The following is a 23340-nucleotide window of genomic DNA, read 5'->3' on the forward strand; positions in this document are numbered from 1 at the left end:
TCGCGAATGAAACTTTATGCCCATATATGGGAGGCAGAGGACGCCAGAGAGCGTCCGGACAAGGCCCTGGCGCTGAGGCTGGGCTTGTCCCGCAGCCGGCTTCAGGGGCTGGCCCGCGAGGGGCATGTAAAAATCGACAGCCACCCGCATGATTTGAAATCCAAAATCAGGGTGGGTTCTGTGATTGAAGTGATGGAGCCGGACCCGGAGCCATTGGACTTGGAAGCGGAGGCGTTGCCCCTGGAGATACTTTACGAGGACCGGGACTTGATAGCCTTGAACAAGGCCGCCGGAATGGTGGTGCATCCGGGGGCCGGCCACCGCGGTGGAACCCTGGTTTCAGCCTTGCTGCATCATTGCCGGGGGAGCTTGTCGGGTATTGGCGGCGTCGAAAGGCCGGGGATTGTCCACCGTCTCGACAAGGAAACCAGCGGGATCATCATGGTCGCCAAGAACGACGAAGCGCACCACCATCTTGCGGCGCAGTTTAAAGGCCGGGAAATTGAGAAGTATTACCTGGCTTATGTTGTACCGGGGCCGCGACTGGAGTCAGGAACCTGGGACGGTGCAATCGGACGGCATCCCGTGCATCGAAAAAAAATGGCAGTGCTGCGGGACGGGGGGCGCCCCGCGCGGACAGATTTTCGCGTTCTGCGGCGTTTTAACCGCGCCTGCCTGCTGGAGCTGCGGATTTATACGGGCAGAACCCATCAGATACGGGTTCACTGCGCTGCGGCGGGTTGTCCGGTCGCAGGGGATGAAGTCTATGGACGGAGAGCGTCCTGGTTGGGCGAAGCGGGTGTGACGCGGCAGCTTTTGCATGCCGCGCGAATGGTGTTTCAACATCCGCGGAGCGGGAAAAAGATTGAATTGTCGGCCCCCGTCCCGGAAGATTTCACCCACTTTGAACGATGGCTGCATGAACATAACCCGGATGCCTCACCCGCTTCTGAAAGCCCTTACAGAGTGTCTTGCCCAAAGGCCGGGCAAAAAAATGGGTAATCTTACATCCGGGTTAAAAGCAAAACCGCCTGAATGGAGCTTTTTGAAACGGTTTTTTTGTATTTTTAATGCGGTTTTGCAAAAAGCTGCATATTTCTGGTGTCTGCCTTCCGCACACGGGCAGGAAGGACAAACGGCGGATTTTTCCTAACGGACTGAGATATGGATATGCAGCTTAAATCCGCGGTAGTTGATTATCTGAAATGCCTGCAAGGCGCCGGAGTCCGGCGCATTACACTTTCCAACGCCACGCTCGAATCGGTCCGGGATTGGGCCCGGGCCGGAGAAAAATCCAAGGCCTTATCCCCGGCGCGGCTTCCGGAGGAAAAAACAATCCGGTCAAGCGTGGCGCAGGAAGCGCCGCTGAATTTGGAATCTGCCCAGAAGCTGGAAGCCCTGCAAAAACTTGCCGCGCGCATTCATGGGGACGGGAAGTATCGCGGCATGTTCCGTTACGCCAAACAAATGGTGTTTGGCGTCGGCTCCCACGACGCGCAGATATTGTTTGTGGGCGAGGCGCCGGGCGCCGATGAAGATGAGCAGGGCGAGCCGTTTGTCGGCCGGGCGGGGCAGCTTCTGACCAGGATGATCCAGGCGATGGGGTTGGAACGGCGGGATGTTTATATCGCCAATATTGTCAAATACAGGCCTGACATGCCGCAGGGCGGCAGCGGCAACCGCAAGCCGACTCCTTCGGAAATCGAAGCCGGGCTGCCCTATGTCCAGGAGCAGATCCGGATTATCCAACCGAAGGTGCTGGTGGCGCTGGGCGCCACGGCAGTGGAAGGGTTGTTTGGGGCGGCCAAGGCGGAGATATCCAAAAAGCGCGGGCAATGGCTCGAATTCATGGGCATCCCCCTGATGCCGACCTATCATCCGGCGTATTTGCTGCGCAATCCGTCCAATGCGGAGAAGCGGAAAGTCTGGGAGGATTTGATGCTGGTGATGGAAAAGACCGGCCTGCCGGTCTCGGAAAAGCAGCGGCGATTTTTTTCCAACAAAGATTAGAAAAATATTTTTAACCACGGATGGGGAAAGCAATTTCTCGCGCCAGGCACGCCAGGGCGCCAAGGAACGCGGTGGATAATGAACGAATGCAAAGCATTCTTAAATTCTTAATTCGAACTCCTGACTTTTTTATGGTTCTTTGTTGTTGGCTTTAAGCTCCAAAACGTATTTTGTTTTTTTTGCGGTCTTGGCGTACTTGGCGCGAAACATCTCATTTAATATTATGAAACAAACAACCGGGATTATTCTTGTTTTTTGCAGCGTACCGGATCTTGAAACGGGTCGTGCGCTGGCGGATCTGCTGCTGAAGGCAAAGGCGGCGGCTTGTGTTTCCATTTTGCCGGGTGTGGAATCGCATTATGTGTGGCAGGGCAAACGGGAACAGGCGGAGGAGCGGCTGCTGATCATCAAGGCCACGGGCTCGAATTATCCGCGGATTGAGGAGCTGTTGATTTCGAATCATCCGTATGAGTGCCCGGAAATAGTGGAAGTGCCGGCGGGCCGGGTGGCGCCGAAGTACCGGGCCTGGCTTCAAATTGATGAAGGTTGAATTCAGAAGTCAGAATTCAGAAGTAAGGCACAGTCAGAACATAGGGATGGATAGGCGGATTTCTGGATTGCCGTGGCGATCCAGTACTTGTGTATATGGGGAAGCGGATTGGCCACAAAGATTGAAAAACTTGACTTTTGCTATCAATGCTATCATATTGTTTGCATGCCCCAACTTATAGTGCGCAATCTGGAAAGCCGTGTTGTGAGGAAACTGCGCGAAGCCGCGGTGCGGCTGGGAGTTTCCGCAGAGGAGGCGCATCGCCGTATCCTGCGCCAGTCGCTCCTTGGGGAGGGATCGCCGCCGCTCTCCTTCAAGGAATACCTTCTTTCCATGCCTGAGGACCCCGGCGATGAGATTTTGGTGCGGAAGCGGCCCCATGGCCGGCGACGGATCAATCTGTGAACGGCTGCCTTCTTGATACCAATATTCTTGCCGAACTGCGCAAACGAGATCGGTGCAACAAGAAAGTGGCGGCATGGTTTGCAGCCCAGGACGATAAATCTATTTTTACGAGCGTTCTGGTCATGGGAGAAATCCGCAGAGGTATTGAATTGGCTCGTCACAAAGATCTTGAAAAGGCGAAAGCTTTGGAGCGTTGGTTGCAGGGGCTCACGCTTCATTTTGAGTCACGCATTTTGCCGGTCACGGGCGCAATTGCCGACCGATGGGGACGACTCAGTGTGGATCAAAAATTACCGGATGTGGATGGGTTGCTCGCTGCCACGGCTTTGGTTCATGACCTGACCTTGGCCACTCGGAATACGGTTGATTTCCTGCGTAGCCGGGTGAAATGGATCAATCCATTTGAAGAATGAGATTGACTGAGGCAATAGAGGTGATATCTTATTGAGATTGTGTCTCAATAAATAAGACCATGTCTGCTTATCTCAATACCGTCCCCGTCGGCACCCAAGGCGTCGTCTTCGCCATTGACGACCATCATGCCCATACCAAGGCCTTGCGACGCCTCGGCGTCCACGAAGGCGCCTTCGTCGAGGTCGTCTCCGGAATCGACCCTGTCATTTTGCGCTGTCATCAAAGCAAGTTCGCCGTACGCCGGGAGAGCCTGGCCGCTGTACAAATCCGCATCCGCCGCCCTGGCAAAGCAACGGGCAAGGCTTCCAGCTTTGTGGCCTCCAATTTTCATCCCTCCCTGCCGCCGACAGAGGAATAACAGCCAGCCCATGAAATCCCTGAATGAAATGCCGCTGGGCAGCACGGCGAAAATATCCGGTCTGAATGCCGGCGGAAACATAGCCCAGCGCTTGATGGCGTTGGGGGTGTTGCCGGGCACTGAAATCGAAGTAGTGGGCGTTGCCCCTTGGGGCGATCCGATTACGATTAAAATCCGGGGCCGCTCGATCAGCCTGCGCCGCGCGGACGCCACCTGTGTGCAGATGGAAGAGCGCGGAGTATGATTCAACCCAACCCGGATGCCAGGCAGGCCACGGTCGCCGTCATTGGCAACCCGAACACCGGAAAAAGCACCCTGTTCAACAAACTGACAGGGAAGCGCCAGCGTGTTGGCAATTATCCGGGTGTCACCGTTGAAAAGAAAACCGGGCGCTTCCAGGCCGGCGGATGGGACATCACCCTGGTGGATTTGCCTGGCGCGTACAGCCTGGCGGCCAGTTCGCCGGACGAGCGGGTGGCGGTGGATGTCCTGACGGGGCAGGGAGGCAACCCGCGCCCCGATCTCATTATTTGCGTGATTGACGCCAGTAATTTGTTGAGAAATCTTTTTTTGGCCATGCAGGCGGCCGATTTTGGCATACCAATGGTCCTGGCGCTGAATCTTTGGGATGAGGCGAAAAAAACCGGCATTGAAATCGATCCCGTCGCGCTCGCTGAAAAACTGGGCGTTCCCGTGGCGCCAACCGTGGCGACGCGCGGCGAGGGGATCGAAGCATTGAAGCTCGCGGTGGAAAGGAGCCTCGAAACCCCCTCCCGCATGAACGTGATGGAATGGCCTTCCGCAGTGGATGTGGCCATCGGGCGGTTGGACACGCTGTTGAATGAAAAACACGACTGCCGGCTCTCGAAGCCGGAATTCAGGCGGGTTTTATTCGATTCGGATTCCGCAATTTTGGGGCGCTGCGGCATTTCACGGCACAATCGCCTGGCGATTTTGGAGGAGGCGCGCAAGCCCTTGTTTGAGGCGGGTCTTAATCCGCTGGCGGCGGAAGCGGTGCTGATTTACGACAAGCTGGGTGAGGTTGTATCGAAGGTTGAGACTCGAACCCGCATGTCGCATACTCCGCTCAGCGAAAAGCTGGATCATATTTTGACCCACAGATTTTTGGGCCTGGCGTTGTTTGCCGCGATGATGTTTCTTGTTTTCCAGGCCATTTATTCATGGGCCAGGCCCGTGATGGAGGCCATGGATTGGGCGACCAAGTGGGCTCAGGGACACACGGCCTCGCTGCTCTCGGGTTCGCCGATGCTGTCAAGCCTCCTGACCGACGGTGTCATAGCCGGGGTCGGTTCCGTGATCGCGTTTTTGCCCCAGATCCTGATTCTGTTTTTCTTTATCTCGGTGCTGGAGGACTCGGGATACATGGCGCGGGCCGCATTTTTGATGGACAAGCTTTTCAGTTGGTGCGGCCTGAACGGGAAAAGTTTTGTCCCGATGTTGTCCAGTTACGCCTGCGCGATTCCGGGCGTGATGTCGGCGAGGACCATCGAAGATCCCAAGGCGCGCTTGGTGACCATCCTGATTGCGCCGTTGATGAGCTGTTCGGCGCGACTGCCGGTTTATGTGCTGATGATCGGGGCCTTTGTTGAGCCGTCCTATGGGAGGTTTACGGCCGGGTTGCTGTTGTTTTCCATGCATTTTATTGGCCTTGCGCTGGCGCTTCCCCTGGCGTTTGTTTTCAACCGCTTTTTGTTGAAGACCCATTCGCAGCCTTTTTTGCTGGAACTGCCCCCTTACCGGATGCCTGAGCCCGCGAACGTCTTCTGGCGGATGTGGGAGCGGGGGCGCGAGTTTCTCAAGCGCGCGGGCACTGTGATTCTGGCCCTTTCGATTGTGATTTGGGCTCTGGTTTATTTTCCGCGCCCTCCGGAACTGGCCCAGAAAGTCCGGCGCGATTTTGTGCAGGAACAGGTGTCGTCAGGGCGTCCGGCATCCGAAGTTGGCCAGGCGTTGGAACAACCGGGATCGGGGTTGTCGGTGGAGTTGAAGAACCGGGAACAGTCCGCCTATGTCCAGCAAAGCCTGATGGGGCGGTTGGGCCGCACGGTACAACCGGTGTTTGCTCCGGCCGGGTTTGATTGGAAAATCACGATCGGGGTGCTGGCCAGCTTTCCCGCGCGCGAGGTGATTATTTCGACGTTAGGCATCATTTACAATCTGGGGGCGGAAGTGGATGAGCACAGCGGGCCGCTGCGGGAGCGCCTGGCAGCCGAGCGTTGGACGGAAGGCCCGCTCACAGGCCGTCCGGTTTTCACCCTGCCGGTGGTGCTGGGCATCATGGTTTTTTTTGCGCTTTGCCTGCAATGCGGTTCCACCGTGGCGATCATCGGCAAGGAGGCGGGTTGGAAGTGGTCGCTTTTTGCATTTTGTTATATGACGGGCCTGGCATGGCTGGGGGCCGTGCTGGTTTATCAGGCGGGAACGGCTATATTTCCTGTATGAACAACTGGATTGAAACCGTCGTGGTGGCGCTCCTCCTGGTTTTGGCATTGGCCTATCTGCTCAGGAGCGCATGGAGAAAGTGGAAGTCGCCCATCTGCGGCGATGGGTGCGGTTGCAGCTCCAAATTGTTAAAGAAGTAGCGGAGTTACAGGCAATGTCATCCGGGGATAATCCACAAAGGCACACACCCCGAAGCGGTCGCCGAGGCGACCTTTCTGCCCCTCTTGGTGGAGGGGATAAAAATTAATGCTTGCAAGCAAAGCCATCACCCAAGGTACACTCGTTCATCCATGCCAACGACCGAATTAGTTTATTTTGGCAAGCCCGGCAGTTTTACCCATCTCGTGGCAAAAAAAATCCCAGGCAAGCCCAGGCTTGTGTCCCGGGGCACGGTTCAAGAGGTCTTTGAATACGTGAAGCAGAAAAAATCCAGACTCGGAATCGTCCCGATTGAAAACTCATCGAGCGGGATGATTCCGGACACCGTGGATCATTTGGTGGGGGAAAAGCACGGGCTCATCATCCAGGAGGAGCATGCGATCAACGTCAAGCTTGCCTTGCTGGGAAAAAAGGGGCGGGCCATCAAAAAGGTTTATTCGCACTTCGCCCCGTTTCAACACTGCCAGGAATGGCTCAAGCGCCATTATCCGGATGCGGAACAAATCATTGTGGAAAGCACCAGCGCGGCGGCCATGCGCGCGGGCAGGGAACGGTATGCGGCAGCGATTGCGCCGAGGACGGCGGCCGTCAAATACAAGCTGGACGTACTCCAGTTTCCCATCAATGAAAGGGTGCCCAATCGGACCCAGTTTTTCGTTTTGGGGCATGAAAAAAAGCAATCCGGCCAGGCCAGGGAAACCAGCCTTTCGGTGATTTTAAAAAACAAGGTGGGGAGCCTCTGCAGCTTTCTGAAACCGTTTTCCGATAACGGCATCAATCTGAAGCGCATCATCTCGCGCAATATCGTCGGCCATCCCAACACCTATGTTTTCTTTGTCGGCGTTGAGGCCCCGATCGGGGACGCGGCGATGAAGAAAGCGATGGATGAAGCCCGCACGCATTGCTCGGAAATCCGGGTGTTGGGCTCCTACCCGGTCTATCCGCCTTTTGAATCCTAACAAGACAACATTAAATATGAACGCAGCAGCAACCAATCAACTCGATCAACTGAAGAAATACACCAAAGTCGTGGCGGATACCGGCGATTTTCAATCAATCCGGGAATACGAACCCTTTGACGCCACCACAAATCCCTCGTTGATTTTGAAGGCGGTGCAAAAGGACGAGTACAAGCCGCTCCTGCAAAAAGCCATTCACGACAGTCCGAAGGCGAAGCCCTCCGATGTCATCGACTCCCTGCTGATTTTGTTCGGCCTGGAAATATTGAAGATCATTCCGGGCAGGGTTTCGACGGAAACCGACGCGCGTTTGTCCTTTGACACCTCTGGAACGATTGAAAAAGCCCGCAAACTGATCGGGCTGTATGAAAAATGCGGGATTGGCCGCGAGCGTATCCTGATCAAGATCGCCTCGACCTGGGAGGGGATCCGGGCGGCTGAAGTCCTGGAGAAGGAGAAGATCCGCTGCAACATGACCCTGTTGTTTTCACTGCCCCAGGCCGTGGCATGCGCCGAGGCGAAGGCCCAGTTGATATCGCCGTTTGTCGGGCGCATTTATGACTGGTATAAAAAGAACGAGGGCCGCGACTTCAAGGGCCCCGAAGACCCGGGTGTTGTTTCCGTGGGCCGGATCTACAATTATTACAAGAAGTTTGGCTACAAGACTGAAGTCATGGGCGCCAGCTTCCGCAACAGCGGCCAGATTTTGGAACTGGCGGGCTGCGACTTGCTGACCATCAGCCCCAATTTGTTGCAGGAACTGAAAGACGGCAAGGGGGAGGTGCTTCCCAAACTGACATCCGAAGCAGCCAAGGCCAGCCCGATTGAGCGGATTCCGAACGATGAAAAGACATTCCGTTTCCTGCTCAATGAAGACGCCATGGGGACGGAAAAATTGGCGGAAGGCATCCGGATTTTTGTGGCAGACGCGGTGAAACTCGAGGCGCTCATCCAGGCGGGGAAATAAAAAAACATTGATCCGGGCAAGTGCGGTTTTTTAGAAAGGGAAAATGGGGACACTTGATCTTCTCAAACCGGGGTTGGTTTCCATTACGTTTCGGAAATTGACTCCGCCGCAGATTGTTGCGCTTTGCTCCCGGGCGGGCGTTTCCGGCATCGAGTGGGGCGGAGATGTGCATGCGCCGCACGGCGACTTGGAAGTCGCGAAGCGTGTTTCAAAGCTGACCCGGGATGCCGGACTGGAAGTGGCCGCCTATGGCTCATACTACCGGGTTGGTTCCAGCGAGCAAGATGGCCTGCCTTTTGAAAAAGTTTTGGACTCGGCAGTGGCGCTGGCTGCGCCGCGAATCCGGGTCTGGGGCGGGGTGAAAGGCTCCGCCCAGGCGGACGAGGCTTATTTTAACTGGGTTTCGGACGAGTCGTCCCGGATTGCCGCGCTCGCGCAGGAGGCCGGGGTGCGCATTTCTTATGAGTATCACGAGGGAACGCTGTTGGACACGATTCCCTCGGCCCTGAAGTTGATGGAAAAGGCGGGGCATCCGAATCTGGAGTTTCTCTGGCAGCCGCCCCATCGCGTGGAATTATCCCATTGCCTCAGGAGTTTGGAATCGGTGCTGCCCCGTCTTTCCAATGTTCATGTTTTCCACTGGTGGCCGGATCCGGGGACCCGGCTTCCCTTGGCTGATGGAGCCGGGCCTTGGCGGCAGTATCTGGATATTCTTCTGGCGAATGGTAAACCCCGCTATTGCCTGCTGGAATTTGTGAAGGATGACGAGCCCGCGCAATTTCTGGAAGATGCCGCGACGCTCAAGCGCTGGATTTCAGAGGCTTCTGTAAAATAAGTGGAAGCGCGGCAAATTCCTTAAATTGACGAATTTCTGTCAACTATTTGCCATTATTATTTGTTTAGCTTTGTGCGAATACAGCATGAAGGCCGGGAAAATCCATGAAAAGATGCTGGCTGGTTCGCTTAATATTCGTTTTGCCGACCTCTGCAAAGTGGCTGGAGCATTTGGTTACCGGCTCGATCGCGTCAGCGGCAGTCACCATATCTTTGAGCATCCGCAGGCTTCCCGGCCACTTAATTTTCAAAACGATCGTGGCCAGGCCAAGCCATATCAGATTCGACAATTCCTGCGCGATGTGAAAGAATTCCATTTGTCGATAGATGAGTGATGCCATGAGCGATTACCACATCAACCTGTTTTACAGTGAGGAAGACGGCGGTTACATTGCCGATATTCCCGACCTGAAATCCTGTTCCGCGTTTGGCAGAACGCCTGAAAAAGCATTGCACGAAGTGCAGATTGCCAAAGCGGCATGGCTGAAGGCTTGCCGCGCCCGCAAGAAACCCATTCCCAAGCCCCGCAACCGGCCGACTATTGACGCAATCGCAGATTGAGCTGGCCTTAACTCAACAAATAATAGGAGGACACAAGGTCGCCCCTCCATCTCGATAACACCCTTTGCGTTTCTTCGCGATCTTCCTGTAGAAATGTGTTGCGCCTTTCCTTGTGGCTTCCCGAAAAAAGTCCAAATTTGCGATGATCTGGCCCGGAGAGTGCTGCTTTTTAGGGGTATGATGAAATCAAAAACCAGGATTTTCTCCATAAGGGAATCGAATGGATCCGGCAGGCCGGGGCGCAAAGCGGCGCTTTCCGGACGACGGGGTGTCGCCTACCGTTATTGCATCATGGGCCGGACGCTGTTTCGCATCCGTGTGAGCCAGGATTGAAGCCTCTATTTCCTTGCCGTTAAAAGGAGTGTCAGCCATAGCTTTGGATGGAGTTTATCCGGCCATGCTTTTCAGCAATTATAAAACAGAGGGCTTCTTCGATGAGATGTTCAATGGCAATGCACAGCTCCGCCCGCATTACAAACAGTTGTTTGCCTGCGTCAATGAACTGAGCAAAAAGGATTTCGCCCAGAAACGCCAGGCGGTGGATCTAAGTTTCCTGCGCATGGGCGTGACGTTCACCGTCTATGGCGACCAGGAGGGGACCGAGCGCATATTCCCCTTCGACCTGATTCCGCGCATCATCCCGAACAAGGAATGGCAGGTTTTGGAAAAGGGCCTCAAGCAACGCATCACGGCGCTGAATCTCTTTTTGCACGATCTCTACCACGAGCAGCGGATTTTGAAGGAAGGCGTGATCCCAGCTTCATACGTTTTGTCCGCCCGGCATTTTCGCCGCGAATTTATGAACTTCCGCGTGCCGCGCGACATTTACATCCACATTTGCGGCACGGACCTGATCCGGGACAACGACGGCACGTACATGGTGCTCGAAGACAATGCGCGCAGCCCTTCGGGTGTTTCCTACCTTTTGGAGAACCGACAGGCGATGAAGCGGGCCTTCCCCAATTTTTTTGAAAAAATAGGCGTGCGGCCGGTGGACCACTACGCGGCGGATCTTCTGGCCACCCTGCGCCATATTGCCCCCGGCGGGAAGGAAAATGCGACGGTGGTGGTGTTGACGCCGGGTATTTACAACAGCGCCTATTTTGAGCATTGCTTTCTGGCCAGGGAAATGGGCGTGCCGATTGTGGAAGGCCGGGACCTGGTCGTGCGCGATGCGAAGGTGTATATGCGGACAACCAAGGGCCTGCAGCAGGTGGACGTGATCTACCGGCGGATCGATGATGATTTTTTGGACCCCATGGTTTTTCGCCGGGACTCGTCCCTCGGTGTCCCGGGGCTGGTCAGCGCGTACAAGGCGGGCCAGGTGAGCCTGGCCAATTCCATCGGCACCGGCGTCGCGGACGACAAGGTGATGTATTATTTTGTGCCGCGCATGATCAAGTTTTACCTGGGCGAAGACCCGATCCTTCCCAATGTGCCGACCTATTTGCCGAACGAAAAACAAGACAGGAAATATGTCCTGGAAAACCTTCCCAAGCTGGTGGTCAAGGCCGCCAATGAGGCGGGCGGTTATGGGATGTTGATAGGGCCGAAAGCCACAAAGACCGAGCTGGCCGATTTCAAGAGAAAGGTTGAAGCCGAACCGCGCAACTATATTGCGCAACCGACCATTTCGCTTTCCCGCCATCCGACCTGCTGCGATGCCAGGGCGGAGGGGCGGCATATTGATTTGCGCCCGTACATCCTGTATGGCGACAAAATCCGCATTGTGCCGGGCGGCCTGACCCGTGTGGCGTTGAAAAAGGGTTCCCTGGTGGTAAATTCCTCCCAAGGCGGGGGGAGCAAGGACACCTGGGTGCTGTTTGGAGACGAATAATGCTGTCACGCGTGGCCGATTCGCTGTATTGGATGAGCCGTTATCTCGAGCGGGCTGAAAATATTGCCCGCATCGTGGACGTCAACCTGCAGTTGCTCCTGGATTTTCAGGGAATGGACGACAAAAAACTCGAGGAACACTGGGAGCCGCTGGTCAAGAGCCTGGGGGATGAGAAGCTGTTCCAAAAACTGTATAAAAAATCCGACAGCCGGACTGTGACAGATTTTTTGACCTTCAACAAAAAAAATCCAAACTCGATTTTGTCCTGCCTGATCCTGGCCCGTGAAAACGCCCGCAGCGTGCGCGATCAAATCTCGCTTGAAATGTGGGAGGAGATCAACCGGTTGTATCTGTTCATCCGTTCGACCAATGCGAAGGAGGTGTGGTCGCGCGGGCCGTATGATTTCTACCGGGAGATCAAGCAGAGTTCCTATCTTTTCCAGGGATTGACGAGCGCCACGGTCACGCACGACGAGGGGCGGGAATTTTCCCAGGTCGGGCGTTTTCTCGAGCGGGCGGACATGACCTCGCGCATTCTCGACGTGAAATACCACATTCTGCTCCCCAGCGCGCTGGATGTGGGCGGGGAGATCGACACCGTCCAGTGGGCGGCGGTGTTGCGTTCGTGCAGCGCCTATGAGGCCTATCAACAGATGTACGCATCGGACCTCGTGCCGTGGAAGGTGGCCCAATTCCTCATTTTTGGCGACCTGTTTCCGCGCTCCATCCGCTTTTGCGTCCGGACCCTGGATTATTCCCTGCACCGCGTTTCGGGGAGCGCTGTCGGCTTTTTTTCCAACTCCGCGGAAAAATTATCCGGACGGCTGGTTTCGGACCTTACCTATGCCGGCATCGAGGACGTGTTGAAAACCGGGCTGCACGAATATCTGGATCAGATCCAACTCAAGCTGACCGAGATTGGCAGTGCGGTTTTTGAAAATTACATCTTCTTCGGGCAAACGAATATCGAGGAGGAAATCCAGATACAGCAACAGCAACAGTGACAAACTGCATTTCCTCGCGCAAAGACGCCAAGGCGCAAAGGAAAGCCATTCTTAACATGAAGGCAAAAGCGAATGGGGAGTTTATCGCAAACTCGCGCCATCCGTCGCGAGCAGGAGAACACAAAAATCACAAAGAAACATGTGCGTAAAACTAAGAACGATTTTTCTTTGCTCTGTGGCTAACCCTCAGCAGTTTTTGTCTTCCTTTGCGCCTTGGCGTCTTTGCGTGAGGAATGATTTTATTCCCCGGGGAAGGTTTTGACACTGCCGGGAAATGGGCAAGAATCCCATCCCATGCCGCCACGCATTGTAATTGGAGTGGGAATCGCCGGTTATCCGGTTTCTGCGGCGGGTACCACATGGTGTTTTTTCCAGTGGGTGCTGGGCTTTCGTTCCGCGGGATGGGATGTCTGGATGGTGGAGGATATCCCGGGCGACAAATGTGTGGGTTGGGATGGCGCCCCCGCAGCTTTTGAGCAAAGCGCCAATCGCGCGCACTGGGAGCGGATCGTTCGTGAATTTGGATTGGAGGGCCGCGCCACCCTGCTGGTTGACGGGAAATCCGAGGAGAAAAAGTCGCTGCTCGACTTCGCTTCGGGAGCGGATCTGTTTCTGAATATCTCCGGCCATTTTAAAAACAAAGCGGTGCTGCGCGCGCCGAAGCGCCGGATTTATCTGGACCTCGATCCGGCCTTTACGCAGATATGGGCGGCTGTGTATGGCGTGGACATGAATTTTGGAGGGCACGAATTATTTTTCACGGTCGGTGGTCTGCTGAACCGGCCCGACTGCCGCGCTCCCAAATTGGATCGCGAATGGTTTGTCACACTGCCTCCGGTAAATCTTGAACCCTGGTCTCCGGGCAACATCGCGCCGGGGGATGCGTTCACGACAATGACGCATTGGTATGGGTATCCTCCGGCGGAATATCAGGGTCAGTGGTATGGCAATAAATCCGAGGAATTTGAAAAAATAACGGATCTCCCGCGCCAGACTCGCGCGCAGCTTGAAATCGCGACCGATCTTTCGCCCGGGCAGGATGAGTATGAGGCGTTTACCCGTGCCGGTTGGCGGCTTGTAAAGGCAGCGCCGCTGAACGAACCATGGCAACGTTACCGGGATTATCTGGCGGGAAGCAAAGGCGAGTTTTGCGTCGCAAAAAACGGTTATGTGCGTTCGCGTTGCGGCTGGTTCAGCGACCGCAGCGTCTGCTACTTGTCTCTGGGCCGCCCCGTAATCCTGCAGGATACCGGCTGGACCGAAATGCTTCCGGCGGGCGAGGGGTTGCTTCCGTTTCAAGACATGGCTTCGGCCGCCCGCGCGTTGGAGACGGTATTGTCGGATGAGGAACGGCACCGTCGCGCCGCCCGGAAGATAGCCGAGGAGTATCTCGACGCGCGCAAGGTTGTGGAGCGGATGGTCGGCAGGATTTGACGGTCAGAATCGGTTTGCCAAGCTCGCGGCGCTGCCCTATCACCGTTTCATGCAGACGACTCTCGTTACCGGTGCGGCCGGATTTTTGGGTTCTCATTTGGTGGACAGGTTGCTGGCCGAAGGCCACAAGGTCATCGGTGTTGATAATCTGTTGACCGGCAATATTGCCAATATCGAACATCTGGCGGGGAACCCAAACTTCAAATTCATCAAACAGGATGTCACGGAATATCTTTTTATTCCCGGACCCATCGACTTTATTTTCCATTTTGCCTCACCCGCGAGTCCGATCGATTATCTCGAATTGCCGATTCAGACCCTGAAGGTCGGTTCGCTGGGAACACACAAGGCGCTGGGTTTGGCGCGGGAAAAAAAGGCGAGTTATTTGCTGGCCTCCACTTCCGAATGTTACGGGGATCCCCTGGTTCATCCGCAGAAGGAAGACTACTGGGGCAATGTCAATCCCATTGGCCCGCGCGGCGTCTATGACGAAGCCAAGCGTTTTGCCGAGGCGATGACGATGGCGTACCACCGGACGCACGGCGTCAACACGCACATTGTGCGGATTTTCAACACCTATGGCCCGCGTATGCGGTTGCGCGACGGACGCGTGGTCCCGGCCTTCATAAGCCAGGCGTTGAAAGGCGAGCCTCTGACCGTGTTTGGCGACGGGAAGCAGACCCGCAGCTTTTGTTATGTCTCGGACCTGATTGACGGCATTTACCGGCTTTCGCAAAGTGATTTTCATGAGCCCGTGAACATCGGCAATCCGCATGAGATGACGATCCAGCAGTTTGCCGAGGAAATCGTCCGGGCCACAGGATCCAGCAGCAAGGTGGATTACCGTCCGCTGCCTGTGGACGACCCGAAACAGCGGCGCCCGGACATCACCCGGGCCAAAACGCTTCTCGGTTGGGAGCCGAAAATCACCCTGCGAGAAGGCCTGGAAAAGACGATTGAGTATTTCAAGAAAAAGTTACCGGAGAGCTGACGGCGCTCCCGGATGGATTGGAAGATCGATGCGCCGCTGCTTGTCCGTTGTTGTCTTGATTCTGGCCTGCGGCACCGGAGTGCTATCGCCCCTGCGCGGAGCCGACCCGAAGACCGGGCCCGATGACGACCAGGAAGCGCGCTACCGCAGTTCCCTGATGTTTGCCAGCGTCATGGAACAGATCCGCGAGCAGTATGTGGATCCTTCCGAGGTTGATTACGACAAGCTGACATACGCCGCGCTGGAGGGAATGCTTTCGTCCCTCGATCCGTATTGTGAATTTCTGGACCCCGATCGCTATGAGGAAATGCGCAATGATACCGAGGGCGAATTTGGCGGCCTGGGGGTTTACATCGGCGTCAGCAACCGGACCCTGATGATCAACATGCCGATTGAAGGCGGGCCGGCCTTTCGCGCCGGGCTGATGCCGGGAGACTGGATTGTCAAAATCAATGGAAAGACCACCAAGGGCCTGTCGCTGAATAGCGCCATTCGTTTGTTACGCGGCAAGACCGGGGAACCGATCAGCCTGGTTACATTTCGTCCCTCCACCAATGAGACCAGGGAAGTCGTATTGACCCGCGAGGTGATCAATATCCCGACCATCCGCGGTACGCGGATGCTGGCCGTCGAAGAGGCGGGTGCGGACAAGATCGGCTACATCCGCATCACGCAGTTTGGAGACAAAACGCTTGACGAATTTGACCAGGCAATGAAGGCATTGTTGGACCAGGGAATGAAAGTCCTGGTATTGGATCTCCGCAACAACCCCGGCGGGCTTCTGGAAGTGGCGGTCCAGGTTGCCGGCAGGTTCGTGCCGACGGGCACGGTGATTGTTTCAACGGAAGGCCGCCAGGGGGTCCCGAAGGCATTCTACCAGGCCAAAGGGCGCGATCATTATCTTCATCTCCCGATGATGGTCATGATCAACCGGCATAGCGCCAGCGGCGCCGAGATCGTTGCAGGCGCGCTGAGGGATCTCGGCCGCGCCGTGTTGATCGGCGAAACGTCCTATGGCAAGGGATCTGTGCAGACCGTACAGGCGCTTGATGTGAACGTGAATCCGCCCGTGGCCCTGCGCCTGACAACCGCGCGGTATTACACACCCAGCCGCAACCCGATCAACAAAGTGGGCATCCTCCCCCAAATTGAAGTGCCGGTGACCGTGGAGGAGGAGCAGGCGATCTTGCGCAAACAAAACTGGTATATGCTCAAGGACGAGGAGCGCAAGGAGTTGGCGAATCTTCGCGATGTGCAATTGGATCGCGCGGTGGCGGTCCTGAAGGGCATGATGATTTATTCCATTCGCAAATCCCCGGCCCCGGCGAAGCAGACGGCCTGGCAATAAGTCGATCCCATGCGTGTTTTGGGCATTGAAACCTCCTGTGACGAAACATCCGTTTCGGTCGTGGAGAAGGAGGGGGGACGGCTGAGGATCCTGCAAAATGAAATTGCCTCCCAGATCGAGCAGCATCGTCCCTTTGGCGGCGTGGTGCCCGAACTGGCCACGCGGCAACACCTGCTCCGGCTTGATCCCATGGTCCGGGAATTGGCGGCTGCCGGGATACCGGACTGGCAATCCATTGACGGCATCGCCGTGACAGCGGGACCCGGCCTGGCCTCGGCGTTGCTGGTCGGAGTGAGCTATGCCAAGGCGCTTGCCTTTGCGCTGGGGAAACCCTGGCTGGCGGTCAATCACATGGAAGGCCACCTGTTTTCCCCCTTCCTTTCCAACGAAGAGGTCCCGGTTTGCCCTCATGTGGCCTTGATCGTCAGCGGCGGGCACACGCTGCTGCTGCATGTGCGGGAGCCGTTTAATTATAAATTGTTAGGCAGGACCCAGGATGACGCCGCGGGCGAGGCTTTTGACAAAGTGGCCAAACTGCTCGGGTTGCCGTACCCGGGAGGACCGGAGGTCGAAAAAGCCGCGCGTGAAGGAAATCCAAGCGCGGTGGATTTCCCGCGCAGCATGCTGGATTCCGGCGATTTCAATTTCAGTTTCAGCGGGCTGAAGACAGCGGTGCGCATCCACCTGCAGCGCCATCCGGGAATTTCCGCGCCCGACGTCTGCGCCTCGTTCCAACAGGCGATCCTCGACGTGCTCGTGGCCAAGACCCTCCGTGCCGCAAAACATGCGGGCGTAAAAATCATTACTGTTAGTGGCGGCGTGAGCTGTAATCGTGCCCTGCGGGATGCGATGGAAGCTGCGGCAAAACGCCACGGCATGGAATGCCGGGTGGCTGATCCGGGGTTGAGCACGGACAACGCGGCGATGATTGCGGCCGTGGGCGCCTGCCGGTTGGAAGCGGGCTTGAGCAGTCCCTGGGATTTCGACATCGATCCCAATTGGAAACTGGCGGAATAAAGTAGAATAATCACTTCCTTGCCCTCGCGCGCGCCGCATATTTCTTTTGCCCCACAGTGAAAACGGCGCTATTGTAATAAAGTGAAGTTAGGCCAAAGACAAATCACGTTTGGGGCTTTTTGTATCTCGGCAGTGGTGCATTTTGCCATTCTACTCATCATCGGCGGTTTTGTCCTGATTGAAGCTCCGATCCAGCACGAAACCCCGGTCGGGACGCTGGATGTTGCGCCGCCGAGCAACCTTCCCCCGGAGGAGGCCAAACCTGATATGACCCAGGAGCCCACGCCACCGGAACCGGATCAGGAGCAGCAACCCAATGTAACGCAGAACTTGCAGCCTGATGCACCCAATGTTATCATCAGCCCCGTTCCCAACCAGAACTACACCATGGTGGCAGGAACAGGTCCGATCCTGTCCGGAGTATCGGGCGCTCTTTCCAATGGAAGCGGAAGCGCTGTGGCCGCCAAGGGCCAGAAATCGGCGCCCCTCGCGGTGGGCAATCCCTTCGGTAGATCGCAAATGTTAAAGGATGGGTTGACCGGCATCTTTTATGACCTGAAACAAACAGCCAACGGCAAGCCCAATAAAAGCATGAATGATGCGGAATATGGGGAGGTGGTTACCGAATTTGCCAAACATTTTAACGAATCCACTTTACGAAAATATTTTGCGTGTCCGAACCCGCTTTATAACACCCAGATTTTCATACCGTTCGTGGGCGCAGATCAGGGGCCGACGGCATTCCATGTCGAAGACCTGGTACAGCCGCGTCAGTGGGTGGTTCTCTACAGAGGCTCGTTTGCGGCCCCGCAAACAGGAACTTACCGTTTGGTTGGTTATGGAGACGACGTATTGATCGTCAATGTGGATGGGAAAGTGGTTTTGGATGGAAGCATCAACAAAAATAACGACCAGGATTACGGGCCGCCTCTTACGACTTTCAAATCACCCGAGTTTATTAAAAAACATAAAATCGGCGGGGGCACGGCCTACCTGGCCTATGGATATTGGATGGACCTGAACGCCGGGGAAGCCCATGACATCCAGATTCTCATTGGGGAACGTCCGGGCTTTGTCTTTGGCACGTTCATTCTGGTACAGCAAAAAGGAGTCGATTACCCGCTGGAAAAGAACGGGCGCCCGATTCTTCCTATTTTCAAGCTGGCAGACACGGACGATTCGCAATTTCAGAACATTGACAATGCCCCCGCCATCGGCACCAAAGGGCCGATTTTTGCCCTGCCTGACGCAAAAGATGAGTCTTCAAAATAAAATGCGTAAATTAATCAGCCCAAAAGCCTTCGGGCCAGAAACGGGCCTTGATAGACAAAACCGGTATAGACTTGCACCAGGCTCGCGCCGGCATCGAGTTTTTCCTGGAAATCGTCGCGGGTGAAAACCCCGCCCACGCCGATCACCGGCAGTTTTCCGCCCGATTCGGACGAGATAAAACGGATGATTTCGGCGCTTCTTTCTCGCAACGGCAGGCCGCTGAGCCCGCCTGTTTCATTCAGAGAGACGGAGCTGTGGTCGAGGGTGGTGTTCGTCGCGACAATGCCGTCGAGTTTTTCGTCCGAGATCAGATTCAGGATGGCTGAGATTTGCTCTTTTGATAGGTCCGGCGCGATCTTTAACAACAGCGGCTTGGCTCCGAGGCTCCGGTTTTTTTGCTGCAAGGCCGAGAGGATGGGGCGGAGGTTGTCCACATTCTGCAGGTCGCGCAAGCCGGGCGTGTTCGGGGAGCTGACGTTGACCACGAAATAATCGCCAAAGGCATGCAATTTTTGGAAGGAATAAAGATAGTCGTCAGCCGCCTCATCCAGCGGGGTGAGCTTGGATTTTCCGATATTGATGCCCAGTGGATAATTCCAGCAGCGCCAATTTTTGCGGACTTCGGCCAGGCGGTCGGCGATGATGTCCGCGCCGCTGTTGGGAAATCCCATGCGGTTGATGAGGGCCCTTTGCTGCGGGCAGCGGAAGACGCGCGGAGTGGGATTGCCGGGCTGGCCCAGTTGCGTGACAGTGCCGATTTCGGTAAAGCCGAATCCCAGACGGTACATGGCTTCAATGGCCGTGCCCTCCTTGTCAAAACCGGCGGCCAGGCCCAGGGGATTGCGGAAAGTCAGATTCCAAAGCTTCACGGGCCTGTCTTTGGGCGTTGCGAGGTGTTGGAGCAGCCTGGCGGCGGGGGTGCGGGTCAGAAGGCTCAGCGAAAAGTGATGGATCCATTCCGGATCGGTTTGGAAGAGCAGGGGGCGCAGGATGCGTGTGTAAAACATGTTATTTGCCTATGCAGAAATTTTTAAACAACCTGTCAAGCATATCCTCATTGGTGGCTTCGCCAACTATTTTACCACAGGCGTTGAGCGCCTGCCGCAAGTCGGAACTGATGAGCTCCGGCGGCGACTTTTGATTTGTCATTTCAAGGGCGCGGTCCAAATTTTCCACCGCTTCCCGCAGCAGGCTTTCATGACGGCTGTTGATGGCCACATGATCCAGTCCGGCGCTGCTTTCGTTCAAACGCAGTATTTTGACGATTTCGGATTTTAATTCGGCCAATCCGGTTCCACTGCGGGCCGATAACGCCAGCCCCCCGGCCTTGGTTTTTCGGGGCAGGTCGGATTTGGTCAGGCAGGCAAGCAACGGAATTTTTTCTGGAAAATCCGGCGCTGTGAAGTTCCCGGAGGGGTCCGAGCCGTCAATCAGGAACAGGATGAGGTCGGCCTCATTCAAGGCTTGCCGGGTGCGTTCAATGCCGAGCTTTTCAATTTCGTCCGGGTTTTCCCGCAAACCCGCGCTGTCGGTCAGGCGGATGGCGATCCCTTCCAGAAAAATGACTTCTTCGATGGTGTCACGGGTCGTCCCGGCGATGGGGCTGACAATGGCGCGGTCGCGTTCCAACAAGGCATTCAGCAGGCTGGACTTGCCGGAGTTCGGCGCGCCGGTGATTACAACGGACAAACCGGAGCGAATCCATTTCCCCTCCCGGGCGGAGGCGAGCAGATTTTGGATGCGCAGGCGGGTCTGCTTGATTTTTCCGATAAAACCGCGGCTGACATCGGGAGTGATGTCTTCATCCGGAAAATCGATAAACGCTTCCAGGTGGGAAAGTACTTGCAACAGGTTTTCACGTTCTTCCTGCAGGATTTGGCCGAGCCTGCCGTTTTGCAGGGCGTGGGCGGCGCGCAGGGCGCGTTCGCTGCGTGCGTGGATCAGGTCCATGACCGCCTCCGCCTGGGTCAGATCCATCTTGCCGTTGAGAAAGGCGCGCTGGGTGAATTCGCCGGGGTCGGCCGGCCGTGCGCCGCTCTGGCAAAGTGTCTGGAGAATGCGTTCGACGATCAGCATGTTGCCGTGGCAACTGATTTCCACCATATCCTCGCCAGTGTAGGAGGCCGGAGATTTCCAGAACGTCGCAACCACCTCATCGATGATTTCAGTGCCGGAGCGGAAGCGGGCGAAGCTTGCGTGTTGGGGTGCGAAAGGGGAGTTGATATGGTTTTGGATGATGGCATGGGATTGGGGCCCGCTCAGGCGCAGGAGTGCGAGGGCAGCCGGACCCGGAGGCGTGCTGAGGGCGATGATGGTGTCGTTAGCCATGCGGGTTCCATCATGGTGGGGGTTTTAAAAAATACAATAATCTCTCGATTTAACAGAACGCTTGTAGTATGCTCAGCATCCCATGGGTGAACATTTCATCGGCATTGATTGCGGCACTCAAGGCGCCAAGGCCGTGGTGGTGAATGGACAGACCGGCAAAATACTCTCATCCGGTTCATCTTCTTACGGTTTGATCCCGGGTTTGCGGGACGGCGCAAAGGAACAGCATCCCAAGACGTGGGTTGCGGCCATGACGGAGTCGGTCCGGGAGGCGCTGGCCAAGGCTGGGATTTCATCCGCCACAGTCAAGGGGATCGGAGTCTCCGCGCAACAGCACGGCCTGGTGGTGCTGGACGAAAATGGCGAGGTGATTCGTCCCGCCAAGTTGTGGTGCGACACCAGCACGGCATCGCAGGCCGAATCCCTGATCAAAAAATTGGGCGGGCTGAAAAAAGTGATCGCGCTGACCGGCAACGGAATCCCGGCCGGGTTTACCGCCTCGAAGCTTCTCTGGCTGAAGCAGCATGAACCGAAGAATTATCATGCAATTCATACCGTGCTCCTGCCTCACGATTATTTGAATTATCATCTGACGGGGGTCGCCACCATGGAAGCCGGAGACGCATCCGGAACCGGTTTTTTTGACACCAAAACGCGGGGCTGGCAGCCAAAAGTCGTGGCCGCCATTGATCCGGAGTTGGCGGACAAACTTCCGGCCATTCAGCCTTCCTGCCAGCCCGCCGGCGCGCTTTTGGCGGACGTGGCAAAAGCCCTTGGGCTGGAACCCGGCACCCTGGTCTCTGCGGGCGGTGGAGACAACATGATGGGCGCCATTGGCACCGGCAACACCAAGCCCGGGATTGCCACTGCCAGCCTTGGCAGTTCCGGCGCCATTTACGCCTATTCTTCCAGGCCGGTGATTGACCCGTTGGGCGAGGTGGCGGCTTTCTGCGACAGCACGGGCGGCTGGCTGCCGCTGGTTTGCACCCAGAATGTGACTATCGCTACCGAGTTGTTAAAAAAGGCCCTCGGTTGGGATAATGACCGCCTCACGGCGGAAGCCGGAAAAGTGGCGCCCGGTTCGGATGGCCTGTTTCTCCTGCCTTATTTTCAAGGCGAACGCGTTCCGAACCTGCCGGATGCGCGCGGCGTCTTTTTCGGCCTGGATTCCAAAAATTTCACGCTGGAACATTTCGCGCGCGCCACGCTCGAAGGCGTGGCCATGGGCTTGAATTACGGCATGGAACGGTTGAAAGACCTCGGAATCCGGCCCAAACAAATCCGCCTGACAGGCGGAGGCTCGGCGAATCCCCTGTGGCGGCAAATCCTGGCTGATGCTTTTGACACGGAAGTGGCGGCTCTGGAAACGACCGAGGGAGCCGCCTATGGCGCAGCCCTGCAGGCCAAATGGGCGTACGCGTGCAGCCGCGGGCAGCGCGTTCGCATCCAGCAGATCACGGATGCCTTTGTCAAAGTGGACGCCTCCACCCGGACGGTGCCCAACAAGAAAAACGCGAAATTATGCCGCGACCTGCAGCAATTTCATCAAAAATTATCGAAGGCGAATGCTCCTGTATTTGCCAGCCACGCCGCGTTGCGTTAATTTTAAGCCTCCATGAGTTTGAAAACTGAAAGCTGGTCGATTGCGGGGCGTGAGTTTCATTCCCGGCTGCTGGTGGGCACAGGTAAATTTGCTTCGCCCCAGGACATGAAGGACGCCCTGGAAGCCTGTGGCACCCAACTGGTGACCGTGGCATTGCGCCGGGCGGACCTGAGCGGAAAGGACGATCCTTCCGCCGACATTTTAAATTACATCGATCCGGCGAAGTACCTCATCATTCCCAACACCAGCGGCGCGATGAACGCTGAGGAAGCTGTCCGGCTGGCCCGGCTCGGCGTTGCGGCCGGATTGCCGAAGTGGGTCAAACTCGAGATCCATCCCGACCCGCGCTATCTCCTGCCGGACCCGATTGAAACGCTCAAGGCCGCCGAGATTCTGGTGAAGGAAGGTTTTACCGTGCTGCCCTATATCAACGCCGATCCCGTGCTGGCGAAGCGTCTGGAAGAAGCGGGGACGGCGGCCGTCATGCCGCTGGGATCGCCCATCGGTTCCAACCGCGGATTGGAAACCCGGGGCCAGTTGGAAATCATCATCGAGCAGGCCAATGTGCCCGTGATTGTCGATGCCGGCTTGGGCGCTCCTTCACATGCCGCTGCCGCCTTGGAAATGGGGGCCTCTGCCGTTCTCGTGAACACCGCCATCGCGATAGCCAATGACCCGCAGCGGATGGGGAAAGCCTTTGCGGCGGCCGTCGAAGCCGGGCGGGCCGCGTATGAAATGGGACTGCCGGGGCCGAGGCATTACGCTTCACCCACAAGCCCGCTGACAGCATTTTTGGACGCCGAGGCGAAACCATAACATCCAAACT

The 23340-nt window shown here is 56.3% G+C and carries 26 protein-coding genes; 24 read left to right on the forward strand and 2 right to left on the reverse strand.

Going from position 1 to position 23340, the window contains the following annotated elements:
• The first annotated feature begins 6 nt into the window (after positions 1–6).
• The 22 genes from PHD76_07785 to PHD76_07890 all read left to right on the forward strand — a co-directional run bounded on the left by PHD76_07785 (position 7) and on the right by PHD76_07890 (position 18583).
• On the forward strand, positions 7–1002 hold the full coding sequence (locus tag PHD76_07785; GenBank protein MDD5261735.1) for an RluA family pseudouridine synthase: 996 nt from the start codon (positions 7–9) through the stop codon (positions 1000–1002).
• Positions 1003–1170: 168 nt separating this feature from the next.
• The gene (locus PHD76_07790; GenBank protein ID MDD5261736.1) at positions 1171–2010 is read left to right on the forward strand and encodes a uracil-DNA glycosylase; all 840 of its coding nucleotides are present in this window, start codon (positions 1171–1173) and stop codon (positions 2008–2010) included.
• Positions 2011–2233: 223 nt separating this feature from the next.
• Positions 2234–2560 (forward strand): divalent-cation tolerance protein CutA, encoded by a 327-nt coding sequence (locus tag PHD76_07795; GenBank protein MDD5261737.1) that lies wholly within the window; start codon positions 2234–2236, stop codon positions 2558–2560.
• A 165-nt stretch (positions 2561–2725) separates the two neighbouring features.
• Positions 2726–2965 carry a hypothetical protein gene (locus PHD76_07800; GenBank protein MDD5261738.1) on the forward strand — a complete coding sequence of 80 codons (240 nt, stop codon included), beginning with the start codon at positions 2726–2728 and terminating at the stop codon, positions 2963–2965.
• Positions 2962–3378, forward strand: a complete 417-nt coding sequence (locus tag PHD76_07805) for a type II toxin-antitoxin system VapC family toxin (protein MDD5261739.1) — start codon at positions 2962–2964, stop codon at positions 3376–3378. Before PHD76_07800 ends, PHD76_07805 begins: the two co-directional genes overlap by 4 nt.
• 59 nt (positions 3379–3437) lie before the next feature.
• Positions 3438–3737, forward strand: a complete 300-nt coding sequence (locus tag PHD76_07810) for a FeoA family protein (GenBank protein MDD5261740.1) — start codon at positions 3438–3440, stop codon at positions 3735–3737.
• Positions 3738–3747: 10 nt separating this feature from the next.
• A complete protein-coding gene (locus tag PHD76_07815; protein MDD5261741.1) occupies positions 3748–3981 on the forward strand; it encodes a FeoA family protein in 234 nt (77 codons plus the stop codon).
• Entirely contained in the window at positions 3978–6200 is a 2223-nt protein-coding gene (feoB, locus tag PHD76_07820) for a ferrous iron transport protein B (GenBank protein ID MDD5261742.1), read from the forward strand. Before PHD76_07815 ends, feoB begins: the two co-directional genes overlap by 4 nt.
• The gene (locus PHD76_07825) at positions 6197–6340 is read left to right on the forward strand and encodes a FeoB-associated Cys-rich membrane protein (GenBank protein ID MDD5261743.1); all 144 of its coding nucleotides are present in this window, start codon (positions 6197–6199) and stop codon (positions 6338–6340) included. The genes feoB and PHD76_07825 overlap by 4 nt, the downstream gene beginning before the upstream one ends.
• A 150-nt stretch (positions 6341–6490) precedes the next feature.
• Positions 6491–7318, forward strand: coding sequence for a prephenate dehydratase domain-containing protein (locus PHD76_07830; GenBank protein ID MDD5261744.1), 828 nt, complete (start codon positions 6491–6493; stop codon positions 7316–7318).
• 16 nt (positions 7319–7334) lie between these two features.
• Positions 7335–8285, forward strand: a complete 951-nt coding sequence (gene tal, locus PHD76_07835) for a transaldolase (protein ID MDD5261745.1) — start codon at positions 7335–7337, stop codon at positions 8283–8285.
• A gap of 43 nt (positions 8286–8328) precedes the next feature.
• Positions 8329–9120 (forward strand): TIM barrel protein, encoded by a 792-nt coding sequence (locus tag PHD76_07840; GenBank protein ID MDD5261746.1) that lies wholly within the window; start codon positions 8329–8331, stop codon positions 9118–9120.
• 85 nt (positions 9121–9205) lie between these two features.
• Positions 9206–9454, forward strand: coding sequence for a type II toxin-antitoxin system HicA family toxin (locus PHD76_07845; GenBank protein ID MDD5261747.1), 249 nt, complete (start codon positions 9206–9208; stop codon positions 9452–9454).
• Positions 9455–9458: 4 nt separating this feature from the next.
• Positions 9459–9680: a type II toxin-antitoxin system HicB family antitoxin gene (locus tag PHD76_07850; GenBank protein MDD5261748.1), complete on the forward strand. Its 222-nt coding sequence runs from the start codon at positions 9459–9461 to the stop codon at positions 9678–9680.
• Between the two features lie 177 nt (positions 9681–9857).
• Positions 9858–10013 carry a hypothetical protein gene (locus PHD76_07855; protein ID MDD5261749.1) on the forward strand — a complete coding sequence of 52 codons (156 nt, stop codon included), beginning with the start codon at positions 9858–9860 and terminating at the stop codon, positions 10011–10013.
• Between the two features lie 28 nt (positions 10014–10041).
• The gene (locus PHD76_07860; protein MDD5261750.1) at positions 10042–11517 is read left to right on the forward strand and encodes a circularly permuted type 2 ATP-grasp protein; all 1476 of its coding nucleotides are present in this window, start codon (positions 10042–10044) and stop codon (positions 11515–11517) included.
• Positions 11518–11528: 11 nt separating this feature from the next.
• Positions 11529–12521: an alpha-E domain-containing protein gene (locus PHD76_07865; protein MDD5261751.1), complete on the forward strand. Its 993-nt coding sequence runs from the start codon at positions 11529–11531 to the stop codon at positions 12519–12521.
• A gap of 294 nt (positions 12522–12815) precedes the next feature.
• Positions 12816–13955, forward strand: a complete 1140-nt coding sequence (locus tag PHD76_07870) for a hypothetical protein (protein MDD5261752.1) — start codon at positions 12816–12818, stop codon at positions 13953–13955.
• A 49-nt stretch (positions 13956–14004) separates the two neighbouring features.
• Complete coding sequence (locus tag PHD76_07875) at positions 14005–14946, forward strand: SDR family oxidoreductase (GenBank protein MDD5261753.1); 942 nt, start codon at positions 14005–14007, stop codon at positions 14944–14946.
• Positions 14947–14974: 28 nt separating this feature from the next.
• A complete protein-coding gene (locus PHD76_07880) occupies positions 14975–16294 on the forward strand; it encodes a S41 family peptidase (GenBank protein MDD5261754.1) in 1320 nt (439 codons plus the stop codon).
• 9 nt (positions 16295–16303) lie between these two features.
• Positions 16304–17311 (forward strand): tRNA (adenosine(37)-N6)-threonylcarbamoyltransferase complex transferase subunit TsaD, encoded by a 1008-nt coding sequence (gene tsaD / locus PHD76_07885; GenBank protein ID MDD5261755.1) that lies wholly within the window; start codon positions 16304–16306, stop codon positions 17309–17311.
• A gap of 81 nt (positions 17312–17392) precedes the next feature.
• Positions 17393–18583 carry a hypothetical protein gene (locus PHD76_07890; protein MDD5261756.1) on the forward strand — a complete coding sequence of 397 codons (1191 nt, stop codon included), beginning with the start codon at positions 17393–17395 and terminating at the stop codon, positions 18581–18583.
• Positions 18584–18597: 14 nt separating this feature from the next.
• Here the strand turns inward: PHD76_07890 and PHD76_07895 are convergent, their stop codons facing one another.
• Both PHD76_07895 and mnmE read right to left on the reverse strand, forming a co-directional pair.
• On the reverse strand, positions 18598–19590 hold the full coding sequence (locus tag PHD76_07895) for a quinone-dependent dihydroorotate dehydrogenase (GenBank protein MDD5261757.1): 993 nt from the start codon (positions 19588–19590) through the stop codon (positions 18598–18600).
• 1 nt (position 19591) lies between these two features.
• On the reverse strand, positions 19592–20911 hold the full coding sequence (mnmE, locus tag PHD76_07900) for a tRNA uridine-5-carboxymethylaminomethyl(34) synthesis GTPase MnmE (GenBank protein MDD5261758.1): 1320 nt from the start codon (positions 20909–20911) through the stop codon (positions 19592–19594).
• 82 nt (positions 20912–20993) lie between these two features.
• Here mnmE and xylB point away from each other — a divergent pair, with 82 nt between their 5' ends.
• Together xylB and PHD76_07910 are read left to right on the forward strand one after the other, a co-directional pair.
• Complete coding sequence (gene xylB / locus PHD76_07905; protein MDD5261759.1) at positions 20994–22514, forward strand: xylulokinase; 1521 nt, start codon at positions 20994–20996, stop codon at positions 22512–22514.
• 12 nt (positions 22515–22526) lie between these two features.
• On the forward strand, positions 22527–23330 hold the full coding sequence (locus tag PHD76_07910; GenBank protein ID MDD5261760.1) for a thiazole synthase: 804 nt from the start codon (positions 22527–22529) through the stop codon (positions 23328–23330).
• The last annotated feature ends 10 nt before the right edge of the window (positions 23331–23340 follow it).

The sequence above is a fragment of the Candidatus Methylacidiphilales bacterium genome (assembly GCA_028713655.1).
Classification (GTDB): domain Bacteria; phylum Verrucomicrobiota; class Verrucomicrobiia; order Methylacidiphilales; family JAAUTS01; genus JAQTNW01.